The sequence below is a fragment of the Bacteroides sp. HF-4919 genome, assembly GCF_018860125.1.
In genome coordinates, this window is record NZ_JAHKNF010000001.1 from 289,421 (window position 1) to 303,973 (window position 14,553).

Consider the following 14,553-nt stretch of genomic DNA (forward strand, 5'->3'; position numbering starts at 1 on the left):
TCTACATTTATTTACAAGATAATCTTCTTAAGCACTTCTTTTTCATAAAGTCAAAAGAGTTACCTACACTTAAGCCAGATGATGATTAATTCTTTATTATTCTATTATTTCTTCGAATCTTTTCATTCTACATTAAAACAACGAAACAAAAAAGGCAACAAAAACAATATTGTTCCTGCCGCCTTTATGTTTTATGAAAAATTAATACAGTTCATTATTCTTCATTTGTTAACCAACCCCAGTAATCCGAATTCGTCACTCTCTCAATAGACACTTTTCTATCACCCATTCTGACTTTATCCGGACTTGAAGCCGGCACCGAACTGGCATGATACCCAACTCCACGCCATTTCAGCATATGCTGAGGCACTTGTCGTTTCAACAATGCGCGATATACAGCTTTTGCACGGCGTTTTGACAAATCCATATTATAATTATCACTTCCTCTTGCGTCTGTATATCCGGTTATCAAGAAATTGTTATCCGGATAGCTTTTCAGCAGATTTGCAATTTTATCCAAAGTGACTTCAGATTCGGAAGTAACCACATCCTTATCAAACTCAAAATGAATGTTATCGAACAGATCGCAGATATGACTTTCTACCACAGTCGGTACTTCAACTCTCTTTTCAACAATCCGTTCTACAATCCTATCAACCGGACGATCTATGTACTGTACAACCGGTATGGGACGTTTTGTACTTCCACCCCAACGGAACATAACACGCATCGAAGCCTGAACAAAACGCGTTTGATTTTTATCGACAGGCATTATGTATTCTCCCTGTAATCCTATTCCCCAATGATCGTTAAACCAAGCTTGTACCCCGGCTCCAAAGGATAAGGGGAAATAGGATTGTTTAGATCCTATTGTCTCTTTATTCCAAGGATTTGATGACGTCCATTCTGCTTCTCCTATAGGATCATTCCCAAACTTACCCGCATTAATTGCATGAAAATCATGATGAAGGTAGTTAACACCTATACGTAAATAAGGTTCTACATATTTTGATTTAAACAATGGAGTAAATCGAAATTGAAGTCCCGGACCGGCCATATACATGAAATCGTATTTACGCCCGCCTGTTTCAACTTGATTTCTTGCTAAACCCAATGTTCCCTGCAAATCAATGTAAAACCAGGGGTTCAGTTCACGAGCAGCATACAGTTGGATACCACCAAAAAGATGATCGATATTCATCCGATACAAATAATCACCATCTATTTGGCGGAAATCGGAGAAGGTCACTCTATCCCAGTTGATAAGAGCCCCACCAGCCCCCACCTCCCAAGCTTTGGTTCTATATTCTGTTTGTCTCTCCACTTTATCGTTTTGAGCATAAGTATAGAAGGGAAAGACAGTAAAAGCCAATGCTCCTATAAAAAGTCTATTTATTATTACACTGAAATTCATCTTGTTTATATTTTATTTGTCTTTATAAGTTACATTAATTTCAGGCATATTTTTATATGTATTTTCAACATAATATGTACCATCATCTACTTTCTTCTTGAGAACTCCTAAAGATACACCACTGCTAGAGTTAGAGTAGATGAAAGCACTGTTCGCTCCCACTGAATAGATTGTAGCTCCCAAATATGGACTAAGGGCAGCATACTCAGGTTTCTTATAACTCGACTTATTATGTTCGCTTGTAGCTGTTTGCACTCCCAATGGAGAGGTATATGTAAACTTAACATAACAAAGTAAAAGTCCCTTCGCCTCTTCCGGAGTATAAAATACTGGTTCAATGTAATCTATTCCGTTCGGTTTCACTGTTTTTACCAATTCACGCTTAGATATGATATTGAAATCAATAGTCGAAAAGTCAAACTCCCCCTGAGCTCGATTTAAGAATACATTATCTCCACTTTCAGCAGATGCCTTAGTCAAAACTAATGTTTTAAGTGTAGGAGGTATCTGGTAAGGTGCCATTTTACAGACTCCATTCCAATAAAGCGTTTCTCCATAATAAGGGGTATCTTTTACTATTGAGAAATAGTTATCTTTTCCATCCCAAAAGTCAGTTATTCCATTTTTTATACCAGCAAGGTTCTCTTTAACATATCTATTAGGATTAATAGACATTGATGTACTGCTCATATTAGGTGTAGAACTTTCTATTTTTTTCGTTTTATCAAGAGATGTCGGATCTTCCGGATTTGTAACCTGGTATGCCGTAAACCCGGCATTTACATTAGGTAAATAGCTGGGAAGAGTTTTCCATTCCGCACCAGGATCTGTCTTTCTTTCTACTCTAAACTGCAGGTTATGTTCAAAATCAAGATATGGAGAGGTGGCAATATAAATCATTCTAATCTGCATTCTGTTAGGGACATAAGTGTTTTCTGCAGATTCCTTTGTCACATTATTAATAGTTACCTCCTTAACTTTTCCCCATCGAGCATCCACATCATCAATCTGAGGAAGATCTTCTTTCGGAATAATAAACTCCCCCTCCTCATTGGCTGTGTAGGTTTTAGTCGGATCCAAGCCGGGGATTCCCTTAACTACAGCCTTTGGGGCCTTATTACCAGATTCATCATACACACGATAAGCTACTCCTCCATCGGTTGTACGGACATACTCGCCAAATTCTTGCTGCGAATAAAGCGCAATTACGTTAGGTACTCCTTTAATAATAGTAACTTCAGCACCCGGTTTGCCTGGAATACCGGGTTTTCCATCCTTACCGTCCGCACCATCTTTGCCATCCGCACCTCTCAAAAACTCCCAAAAATCACTCAAAGAGGTTTTACCACAATCCCAATCCAAAGACGGATTATGAGGATCTTTCACTTTAGGCCCAGTATTATTACAACCGGCCTCAACACTCTCTACCCACAATTCATAAGCGCTCTTTCCGTTAGCACCATCCTTTCCATTGCTACCATCCTTTCCATCAGCACCATCTTTTCCATTAGTACCGTCCTTTCCATTAGTACCGTCTTTGCCGTCAACACCATCTTTACCATATGCACGAATACCGGTATCTTTCCCATTAATATACCAGTTTCCATTAGTACCGATCATTACCTCTGGAGATCTTCCATCTTTACCTATCGCAGCCTTTCCGGTATCTTTCCCATTGATTACCCAGTTTCCATTTTCTCCAATTGTAATAGTAGGTGTTGTTCCCGCAACTCCCTCTTCACCTCTGGAGGGTCTTCCTGTATCTACCCCATCAATCAGCCAGTTACCATTATCCCCAATGGTAACAATCGGTGGAACAGCATCTTCACCATTTCGTCCGTCCCTGCCCTGTGCGCGTATTCCAGTGTCCTTATTACCAATCCACCAATTCATATTATCTCCGATATGAGGTGTCTGGCCATTCTCACCACTCGCTCCTGTCAGATAATACCAAAAATCTCTAAGATTATTTTGAGATACGGGCCATTTACTTCCCGGACGGTGAGGATTATCTAAAGTACCTGTAGCTACATCCTCTCTCCAAAGTTCAAAAGCATTTTTTCCATCCAGACCGTCTTTACCTTTTAAGTACTTAAAAAAATCAGTTATCTCAGTCTCTTGTTTAGGCCAGGATATCACTCCATTCTCTACATTCTCTTTCCAGAATTCGTAAGCCGACATTCCTCTATCACCTTTAGGACCTTTGGGCATCGTAATATCCACTTCTGTGCAAGCCCACCCTAAAATAATGGTTAAGATATAAACCATTAAATGTAATAATTTAGCATTGTTCATTTTGTTTATCAATAAAATATATAAAATAATTACATAAACGACAGTTGACAATACAGATATGGGGATAAAAAGTCATATTATCAGAACCGCGTTTAATAAGTACGTACTTTCTGATGCAAAAGTAATATCTTATAAACTCTTATATTTATATAAAAAAGAACACTATTTATATGTATCAGACAATTTCAGAATACCGGCACTATAATTGGCTAACTATTAAATAGCCGCAATGCACCCCGAGGAAAACAGAAGTAACATAAATCTCTATACAACAAACAAATACAATCTACAAGCAAACTATTACTTCCTATAAACCGACGAAAACAACATATGATTTCCATCCCCGGAAGTTATATCATAAAGCCCTTTTAGGGAAAATATAAAGGAGCTGTCGTCGCTAACAGAAATCAGTCAAATGAAGCAATACCCCCTATTTATACTATTCTGATAGAATTGGGTGGTTTGTTATATACCAGAAGAAAACATGAAAAAGGCACACGACCAATAATGTCAGAATAAAAGATAAAAACGATTAATGCAAGGCAAACTGAAACTGGTAGATAAAATCCTAAGAAATGAGGATTGCCCGCTCTGGAAACATGGTCTACCTTTGCCGCAAATTCTAAAAATATGATAAGAAAACTATTTTTCCTCCTACCCTTTTCCACAATGGTTTCAGCTAATGAACCCGATACGGTATTGGTTAAGCCTATCAATCTGGATGAAGTAACGATAGTAGGTTTTAAACAGAACAGTCCCAATCGTGAACCACTTTCTATTTCTACCTTAGATAATCGCTTCCTTAAAGAAAATGAAATATCGGGAGCTAAAGACTTAAGCTCCTTACTGCCTAATTTCTATATGCCCGATTATGGATCTAAACAAAACTCTCCGGTTTATATCCGAGGCATAGGAGCAAAAAAAGATGCTCCATCGGTGGGGTTTTATGTCGATGGAATTCCCCATTTTGAAACCTCAGCTTTCGATGTTGACTTGTCGGACATAAGTAGTATAGAGGTGTTTCGCGGGCCACAAGGCACCCTCTACGGACGTAACTCCATCGGTGGAATTATCAATATATACACCCATTCACCCCTTGATTATCAAGGTACACGTTTTCGGTTGGGATATGGCAGTTACAATGATATTCGATTGATGGCTTCAAACCATACAAAGGTAAACGAACAACTGGGCTTATCCATTAGCGGCAATTACCACCACAATGATGGCTTTTTTACAAACCTGTATACCCATAAGAAAGCGGACAAGCTTGATAATGGAGCAGGACGAATCGGACTGATATGGAAACCTGCAGCCCATTGGACCACCCGTTTCATAACTTCCTACGAGTATTCGAATCAGGGAGGATATCCATACGGATTGTACAATGCCGATAACGGAACAACAGAAGCCGTAAACTACAATGATGAAGGACTGTATCGACGAAATCTGTTGACTTCCGGGGTTAATGTACGCTACGATGGTTCCCGCATTAGTTTCAACAGCCAAACCTCCTATCAGTATATACAAGATAAAATGGGGATTGATCAAGATTTCTCGCCCCGCAATATATTCTACGGGCAAAACCGGATACGACAGCATATGTATTGCCAGGAATTTACAGCAAAATCTGTCAATAACAGTCGTTATCACTGGATAACGGGGCTTTTTGCTTTCCGGCAAACGGTAGATAGGAAAGTTGACCTCAGTCGTTTTACAGATACCACCCGGCATCTTACTAATAGTGAGATCCCCACTCAAGGGATTGCTTTTTATCATCAATCCACACTCGATCTGTTCCAAGGTTTGTCCTGCTCTGTGGGTTTACGTTACGATTATGAACAGGCCCGATGCGATTTTTCCAAAGTGCAACAGCCGTTGGATGGTAAAGGAGAAACAAAATCTCTCGGACAATTCGACAGATCCCTTCACTTCAGCCAGTTTACTCCCAAGTTCAGCTTGCAATATCTCTCATCCCACAATCAATTGCTTTACGCTTCCGTATCCAGAGGATATAAAACCGGAGGATTTAATGTTTCTTTCCTCAACGATGACGAGTATATCTATTCACCCGAATATAACTGGAACTACGAAATAGGCGCCAAGCTATCTTTCCTGAATGGTCGACTGACAACCGACTTAGGATTGTTCTATATAGATTGGCGCAACCAGCAGATAACCAATACTATTCCGGCTGTAGGTAATATAATCCGAAACGCCGGTCGCTCTCGCAATAAAGGCGTCGAAATAAGTTTGCAGGCTCGTCCGGTAAATTCATTGGTCGTACATATGAATTATGGATATACAGATGCCCGATTTGTTCACTATAAGAAAGAAGAACGTGGCACCCTAAAAGATTATGGGGGTAATTACCTGCCTATGGTCCCCTGTCACACCTTCTCTTTAACAGCCGGATATACATTCTACAACATCTGCTCCTGGATCGACCGCCTTACACTCAATGGTGGCGTATCGGCAACAGGCCCAATCTATTGGTACGAAGACAACCAAGCCAAACAAAACCTGTATGCACTGGTCAATCTGAAAATTGGTGCGAGTAAAGGAAACTTTACGTGGGAAGTCTGGAGCAAAAACCTCACCAATACCGACTATCTGAGCTACTACTTCGTGACAAGCAAAGCCTATGCGCAAAAAGGAAAACCCATCACCCTGGGGACATCTGTCAGCGTCCGTCTTTAATCAAGCAACATCAAAAAATGGAAATAAACAGATTTTTCCCACTATCCCGGAAGACACTGAACCTTGGTACGTTTTTCTGTCTATATATCGCACAGGCCATCCCGATGAGTTTCTTCTCTACTGCCATACAAGTATTGATGAGACAGGCTGATTACTCTCTTTCGTCCATCGCCTTATTACAGCTTATCAAACTTCCATGGATATTGAAGTTTCTTTGGGCACCACTCATCGACCGGCATTGCATCACCATGAAAGACTATAAACGCTGTATCATTTCATCCGAAATAGTATATGCTTTACTGATCCTTTTAGTAGGGCTACTCGACATCCAGACAGACCTTTACCTCATTATCGGATTGGTGTTTCTATCACTTGTAGCTTCAGCTACACAAGATATAGCCACAGACACACTTGCTGTACTTTCTTTTGACAAGCGGGATAAAAGTTTGGTCAACAGTATGCAATCAATGGGTAGCTTCGGAGGTACATTAATAGGAACGGGCGTGCTGCTTCTTGTTCTCCAACACTATGGCTGGCATGCAGTGATACCGTGCTTATGCATTTTCGTACTATTGGCAGTGATACCGTTACTGAAGAATAAGCGCATGAAAATGACTGTCAAGGAATCTGCAAAGCGAGCACGACTTACCGATTTTATATGGTTCTTTGCCCGCCGCAGTATCTGGAAACAAATAGGATTCCTACTACTTTACTACGCCAGCATTATCGGCATTTTATCGGTACTGCGTTCTTACTTGGTTGATCTGGACTATTCGATGAAAGAGATAGGCATTATGATAGGCATCGTAGGTACCGGAGCCGCTTTCGCATCATCTTTTCTGGCCGGATTACTGGTTCGCAAAATCGGACGATATTATTCCAGAATACTATTCGCGATATTCATTCTGTTTACCACACTCTATTTTATGTGTATTTCGTGGACGCCTCCCTCACTCCCAATGCTCTGTTTGGGCATCGTACTATTGTGGAGTGCCTACGGTATGGCAACCATTGTGGTATATACCACTGCCATGGATTGTGTACGCAAAGGATGCGAAGGAACTGATTTTACCATTCAAACTGTACTCACACACCTAAGTGGTCTGCTTATGGCCTTTCTTAGCGGAGTGGTGGCCGACAGGGTTGGTTATCACGGTCTATTTATCTTCGAAGTCGTATTGGCTTCCATATCGCTGATCTATATCTTTTGTTTCTTCAGAAAAGAATCTCAAACTATTCATTCTTAACACATATGTATACTGAAATAATCAATAAATACAATGTACCGGTACCCCGATACACCAGTTATCCACCGGCCAATTATTTTGAACCGTTTACCAACAGCCGCTACCTGGAGGCTGTGCAGCAATCGAACAAGGTTTCAGAACGTGCGTTATCGTTTTATCTGCATATCCCGTTCTGTCGACACTTGTGTCACTATTGCGGATGCAACTCATATCCTATGGCACGTCCCGAAGTCATTGAATCCTATGTAAAGGCCTTGCACCAGGAGATGGATCAAATTCTTCCTTTGTTGGACAAAAGCCGCCCGATCGCACAAATACATTATGGAGGCGGAAGCCCCACAGCCATTCCTATAGCCTTGATCAAAGAGCTGAATGCTCACCTATTATCATCATTCCGGATGATCGATCGTCCGGAAATAGCCATTGAATGCCATCCCGGATATCTTTCTGAGAAAGATTGGCTACAGTTAACCGAATGTGGTTTCAACCGTGTCAGTATTGGCGTGCAAGACTTTAACATCGAAGTCCTGAAAACAGTGAATCGCCGCCCTTCCTTAGTAGCGATGGAAGATATCTTTGCTCTGCTACGTGAAAGGGGGGTAAGCATCAACCTTGACTTTCTTTATGGCTTACCCAAGCAAACAGTAGAGAGCTTTGCCCGTAGTATAGAGCAAGCCATTTCCTTATCACCCGACAGACTGGTCACATTCAGTTACGCCCACGTGCCTTGGATCAATAAACGACAGTTGATTCTGGAGAAATCAGGTCTACCCGATAATCGTGAAAAACGGAATATGTTTGACACTGCTGCCAAGCTATTGCTTGAATCCGGTTATCAATCTATCGGAATGGATCACTTTGTACGCCCAAACGATGAACTGAGTATCGCCATGCAAACCAAAAAATTACACCGCAACTTTCAGGGTTATTGTACCCGACGCACTACTGCACAGGTATATGGCTTGGGCGTAACTGCTATCAGCCAACTCGAATCGGCCTATGCTCAAAACACGAAAGATATTCTCCACTACATCGAGACTATCGGCAAAGGCGAACTATGTATTACCAAAGGCTACGCCCTTTCTCCAACCGAGCAATTAACCAGAGAAGTGATTGAAACCTTAATGTGCAATGGATGCATCGATTGGAAAGCTCTGTCAAACCGTTTGCACGTATCAGTACCGACTCTAAAAGCCGCTACAGCCTATGATGAACAGAAACTGTCGGTCTTTGCCAATGACGGGCTGATTTACTATACTGATGACTATCTTGAGATGACAACCGAAGGTTCGGCATTTGTACGCAACGTAGCCGCTTCACTTGACAAGCTTATGCTCCATACCCCACATTCATATTCAAAACCTTTGTAAAAATGAACCAAGCAGAAACAAAAAATTATCGTTTGCGAGACACGATTATCATTGGTGCAGGTCTCACCGGACTGACTATCGCCTATTACCTCACTCGCAAGGGATGTGATGTCGAAGTAATCGAACAACAATCCCGCACGGGCGGTCAGATATGTACCTACCACGAAAGTGGCTTCACCTTCGAAAGCGGACCGAATACCGGTATAATCGCTCACCCTGAAGTAGCCGAGCTTCTCGAGGCACTCTCTCCAATCTGCCGTTTAGAAACAGCCCGCGAAGCTTCCAAACAACGTCTTATATGGAAAGGTAATCGTTTTCACCCTCTCCCCTCGGGACTGTTCAATGCAATTACCACGCCGTTGTTCAGTACAAAAGATAAATTAAATATCCTATGCGAACCTTTCCGCTCAAGAGGAAACAATCCTGACGAAACCATTGGCGAACTGGTACAACGTCGCTTGGGCACGTCTTATCTGCATTATGCGGTAGACCCGTTCATTTCGGGTGTCTATGCCGGTGACCCCATGCGGTTGGTCACCCGTCACGCCCTCCCTAAGCTTTATCAGCTTGAACAGACCTATGGCAGCTTCATTCGCGGTGGCATTGCAAAATCGTTTTCACCCCGAAACCAACGCGATCGACTGGCCACACGAAAAGTTTTCTCTACCCATGGAGGCCTCAGTAATCTGACAGGAGCATTGGAACAGGCCATTGGAAATAAACGATTCTCATTGGGAGCTACCTCAACATCCCTGATACCTTGTGAGCGTGGTTGGTTGGTTTGCTTTACAGATGCCAACGGAAAGGTCGATCAAATTCGTTGCCGGAAGGTGATAACCACCATACCTGCCTATGCCCTGCCTCCACTTCTTCCTTTTATCCCCACCGAACAAATGAACCGGATTAGCAATCTTACCTATGCTCCCGTTATGCAAGTCTGTGTGGGTCTGCGTAATACTTATGGAAAAGAGTTCCCTGCCTTTGGGGGATTGGTTCCTTCCTGTGAACAAAAATCTGTTTTAGGTATTCTGTTTCCATCGGCTTGCTTCAGCAACCGTTCTCCAAAGGATGGCGCCTTGTATTCATATTTCCTGGGCGGAACAAGGCATCCCGAACTCCTGACAAAAAGCAATGACGAAATTACCACGTTAATTGGCACTACCATGCACGAGATGCTGAATTATCCTGTTGGAATAGTACCCGATCTGATACGCATCTTCCGGCATGAAAAAGCCATTCCCCAATACGAAAGCAGCAGCGCCGACAGGTTTACCACAATTAACGAACTACAAAAGCAATATCCCGGATTGGTATTGGCAGGAAATCTCAAAGGAGGAATCGGTATGGCCGACCGCATCAAACAAGCTGTCGAGATTGCCCGCGAAAAATAAGCCTTTCTTATCGCCTATCTATATTTACAAACAGTCTGAGAAAATACCTATCAATCCTTACGACACTACTTAAAAGAAAGGATTGGGAAAGATGAAATTCATTTTCCCAATCCTTTTAAAGGTATTTATCAATACCATAATAATAACCTTTAGAGCCTCTTTAACTTTTTGACAGGAACATCAGATTTTCTTTCCTATGTAGAACACATACCCATAATATTCCTTATACTTATAGTAAAGTTGGGTCTCATGACGCTGGTTGGCAATAAAATCCACAGCAGCTTTATTACCGGCATATTTTTTCAGAAAATTCTCCTGGGCTTCTACTTGTGGAGTATAAAAATGTTCTATCCAACAGTTTTCAGGTAAAATAAAACAGGCAACAGGGATATACCCGGCCCTTTGCATTTGGGCAACCTTATTGGGAATAGTATCTATCTCAGGATAAGCATCCATCCAGAAATCATTAATCTCGGCAGGCCGTTTATCAGTAAACCAGGAAACTTCTGAGACAGCGATATAGCCCCCTATTTTCAAATATTGCCACCACTCTTTCAGCCCATGCTGAAAACCTATATTATAAATTGCTCCTTCGGACCAGATCAAGTCCAACTCTTCTCTACTGAATGGAAGATTGTCCATTGAACCTACAATTCCCTTTACCCGATCTTGTAAGCTCAACTGACTGGCATGGTAGTTGAAAATGTCTATAAAAGCAGGAAACAAATCTAAACCTATGATTTGTCCGGATGTATGCCCGGCTAATGTCATTGTCTGAGTGCCTGTACCACAACCAAGATCAGCTATACGAGAATTTTCGTTCAGATCCTCAATAAAACTAAGAGCTTTAATGGTCACTTCAGGACTGCCAGGCCCCTGTCGTTTTATACTTGAGAAATATTCGCAGATTAAATCGAAATCGAATTCGTGAATTGATTTATTATCGTTATTCATGATGCTTTAATTTATTAATGTATATATATGAAAATATCTCAGACAAAAAATATGCCTGAGCCAGAATTGCAGCATAACCTCAAACTTACGTTTAAAAGGTTATTTACTTCACGGAATCCTTCTTAAGTTTAAACATCCAAACTTTTTTTAGTAGAACGCAAAGATAACCACAATTTTTATTATGACAACAGTTGGAACAAGTTTATCTTATAAGTGTTTTCAAACCATCTGGTAAACATAATGCAATAATACTTTTTAATCCGTAATAAAGGTAATAAAAGCTGTAATCCATATCCTATATCAACGAACAAAACCGACTATTTTTGCATTTGAATCAAAAAGGCAAAAACAACTGAATGATCAGTCTAATGCCGGTAAATGTGTAATCTAATAATATATGATTATGGAATATGTAAAACTGAACAATGGCATTGAAATGCCGATTTTAGGGTACGGAGTATATCAAGTAACTCCCGAAGAGTGTGAAAGATGCGTATCAGATGCTATCAGTGTAGGGTATCGGCTGATCGATACAGCCCAAGCCTATGGAAACGAAGAAGGCGTGGGAAATGCCATCCGAAAATCAAACATTCCCCGCAAAGATCTATTTATCACTACGAAAGTTTGGATATCGAATGCAGGCTACGAAAAAGCAAAGGCATCTATTGAGGAATCTCTGCAAAAATTGCAAACCGACTATATCGATTTGCTTTTGATTCACCAACCTTTCAATGATTATTATGGCACTTATCGCGCCATGGAGGAAGCAAACAAAACAGGTAAAGTGCGAGCTATCGGAGTCAGCAATTTCTATCCCGACCGCTTTGTCGATCTGGCAGAATTCTGCGAGATAAAGCCAGCGGTGAATCAAATGGAAACCCATGTATTCAATCAACAAAGAAAACTACAGGAAGTCATGCAGGAATACGGCACAGAACTAATGGCTTGGGGACCGTTTGCCGAAGGTCGAAATGATTTTTTCACCAACGGGACTTTGGCCGCCATTGGTGTCAAATATGGAAAGTCGGTTGCACAAGTTGCTCTACGTTTCTTAATCCAGCGTGGCATAGTAGTAATACCCAAGTCTACACATAAAGAACGTATGATTGAGAATTTCAATGTCTTTGACTTCAGTTTGACAGAAAGAGAAATGACGGTTATAGCCGCACTTGACAATGAAAAAAGTCTATTCTTCTCACATTATGATCCGGAAATGGTAAAATGGCTGATTAACTATGTGAAATAGCTGCAAAGTATATATCTGTATCTACACTTGACGATTGACATTATACAAGCAATATCCTCAGATCCTGATCAGAAAATCGTAGAAAGTCCATTTTGACTAACTATTCATTTTTCAAAAAACAGCGAAACAGGAATGAATCGGCAAGTAAGATGCAAATATTCCGCATATTTATAGGATGAAAGCCGGAAGTCGTTAACAAGAAGTTAACATCGTAAAAATAAAGAACGAACTTCTTATCAAGAGAAAATTAATATCCTGAAAACAGAAAGTTAACTTTCTGTTTTCAGGATATTAATTTCAGAAAGCAAAACAAGGTCAAGTCGTGAGAAAAATGATAAACCGAACCAAAAAAAGGCAATTTTCTTCCAGAATTCAACTATAGATGAACATCTGGAGAATAGCATTTTGGAACCATTCCGCTATTTCAGCATTCAATTTTATTACAACATTCGTCAATTGCCCTTCATCGTGGGCACAATATTTCCCAAATGCAAAACGCATGAATTATGCTATTGCAAAATCCACGCGTTTTTATTCTATTTGTCATCGTCAGTCCGTAAAGAAACGTCTCTCCGCATTTCTAAAATACAAAATGACAGATTACTTTTCCGTTACACCACTCATTGTTTTCAATGCTACACTCAGCAATGTCTCATTCGTATTACCAAAAGGCAGATAAGTGCTTAAATAAGAATCCTCGTTATATTCATATGCAGGTTTGAAACCGTTGACATAATCCGATTTTTCTTGTACGTTGAATACATTACATACAGCTAAATTCAGGATGAACCGATCCGTAGGATGAACAAAAGGCTCTGTAGCAACATATTCTCCCGCAGTTTGAGTTCCTATCAATATCACCTTCATATAAGGGTTAAGGCAATTGATAACCATCTCCGCAGCTCCTCTCGTAGCATTGGTAGTCAATACATAAACAGTAGATAAGTTGAGATTTGCACCCGACTGGATAAGTTCCGGATTGAACGTCAGATCCTGATTCGATTCTACACGTTTATCATTATACCTCAATAAAGCAAGCAATTGATTCATTTTATCAGCCGGTGCAAGCATAGTGCAGAGCAGCTGTACACAATCTAAACTGCCACCGGTGTTATATCGGAGATCTAACACAAACTCATTTACACCATCTGTCTGGAATTTCCGGAAAACTTTCCGTAAATCGTCATTATAGGCCTGGCTATCCGCTGTTGATCCCGCTTTAAACTCATTGTACATCAGGTACCCAACCGTTTTTCCATCCCAAGGGATAACATCGAAATAATGGACAGGCTTATCGGTCAAAGAACGTGAAGCAGATATCGTTGTGTCCCCTATCGATACGACACTACCTGTTGTTTTGCCATCTTCCCCAACTACCTCTTTATATGCACCTATTTGAAGTGTCCGGACACCTCCTTGTTGCAATTCCGGCTCTACCTTTTTGGTGATATAATCTCCATCCAGCATCATAATCCAATGTCCACGCTTCAATCCGGCCTCTTCGGCCGGTGACCCTGGAACAACATAAGAAATCAGAGCATTATAAGCCGTATCGTTATCAAGCACTTTATATAAGCTATAATCGAAGCCATAGCTTGGGATAGGCTCGTCAAGCAGAGAGTCGATATTACTGAAGCCCTTATCCATGGAAGCAACAGCCTTTTTTAGAAATTCTGCCGGCTCCTGAAAATAATCCGGAGCGGCAGGTGAAGGCATGTCTTTATACCATAAATACTCCTGACGCATCACACTATCTATCCAAATGTCACGTCCCGTCTCCGGATAATATTCCGGCCAGCGGTCTACACCACAGGAAAAAAGACTTGTCAGTATAAGGGTTCCCAATAAGGGAAGTATCAATAGTTTTCCTCTTTTCATAATCTATCGGCAATCATAATCTGCGCAAATGTAGTGAATACTTAGCTTTCATACCACT

At 40.9% G+C, this 14,553-nt stretch carries 9 protein-coding genes; 5 read left to right on the forward strand and 4 right to left on the reverse strand.

Annotation, left to right across the window (positions count from 1 at the left end; all coding sequences use genetic code 11):
* Positions 1-214 precede the first annotated feature (214 nt).
* Entirely contained in the window at positions 215-1,414 is a 1,200-nt protein-coding gene (locus KO473_RS01275) for an OmpA family protein (protein WP_005819799.1), read from the reverse strand.
* A 12-nt stretch (positions 1,415-1,426) separates the two neighbouring features.
* On the reverse strand, positions 1,427-3,709 hold the full coding sequence (locus KO473_RS01280) for a collagen-like protein (protein ID WP_122130525.1): 2,283 nt from the start codon (positions 3,707-3,709) through the stop codon (positions 1,427-1,429).
* Between the two features lie 630 nt (positions 3,710-4,339).
* On the opposite strand from KO473_RS01280, the gene KO473_RS01285 reads away from it, so the two are divergent.
* Genes KO473_RS01285 through hemG form a run of 4 tightly spaced genes read left to right on the forward strand, consistent with a single transcriptional unit; the run spans position 4,340 to position 10,417 of the window.
* Positions 4,340-6,409, forward strand: a complete 2,070-nt coding sequence (locus tag KO473_RS01285) for a TonB-dependent receptor (RefSeq protein ID WP_122130526.1) — start codon at positions 4,340-4,342, stop codon at positions 6,407-6,409.
* A 17-nt stretch (positions 6,410-6,426) separates the two neighbouring features.
* Positions 6,427-7,656, forward strand: a complete 1,230-nt coding sequence (locus tag KO473_RS01290) for an MFS transporter (RefSeq protein ID WP_122130527.1) — start codon at positions 6,427-6,429, stop codon at positions 7,654-7,656.
* Between the two features lie 5 nt (positions 7,657-7,661).
* Entirely contained in the window at positions 7,662-9,026 is a 1,365-nt protein-coding gene (hemN, locus tag KO473_RS01295) for an oxygen-independent coproporphyrinogen III oxidase (protein ID WP_032530252.1), read from the forward strand.
* A gap of 2 nt (positions 9,027-9,028) precedes the next feature.
* Entirely contained in the window at positions 9,029-10,417 is a 1,389-nt protein-coding gene (gene hemG, locus KO473_RS01300; protein ID WP_122130528.1) for a protoporphyrinogen oxidase, read from the forward strand.
* Between the two features lie 180 nt (positions 10,418-10,597).
* On the opposite strand, the gene KO473_RS01305 is transcribed toward hemG, so the two are convergent.
* Positions 10,598-11,371: a class I SAM-dependent methyltransferase gene (locus KO473_RS01305; RefSeq protein WP_005776720.1), complete on the reverse strand. Its 774-nt coding sequence runs from the start codon at positions 11,369-11,371 to the stop codon at positions 10,598-10,600.
* Between the two features lie 403 nt (positions 11,372-11,774).
* On the opposite strand from KO473_RS01305, the gene KO473_RS01310 reads away from it, so the two are divergent.
* The gene (locus tag KO473_RS01310; RefSeq protein WP_005776719.1) at positions 11,775-12,617 is read left to right on the forward strand and encodes an aldo/keto reductase; all 843 of its coding nucleotides are present in this window, start codon (positions 11,775-11,777) and stop codon (positions 12,615-12,617) included.
* Between the two features lie 600 nt (positions 12,618-13,217).
* Here the strand turns inward: KO473_RS01310 and KO473_RS01315 are convergent.
* Positions 13,218-14,495, reverse strand: coding sequence for a S41 family peptidase (locus KO473_RS01315; RefSeq protein ID WP_122130529.1), 1,278 nt, complete (start codon positions 14,493-14,495; stop codon positions 13,218-13,220).
* Positions 14,496-14,553: the final 58 nt, after the last annotated feature.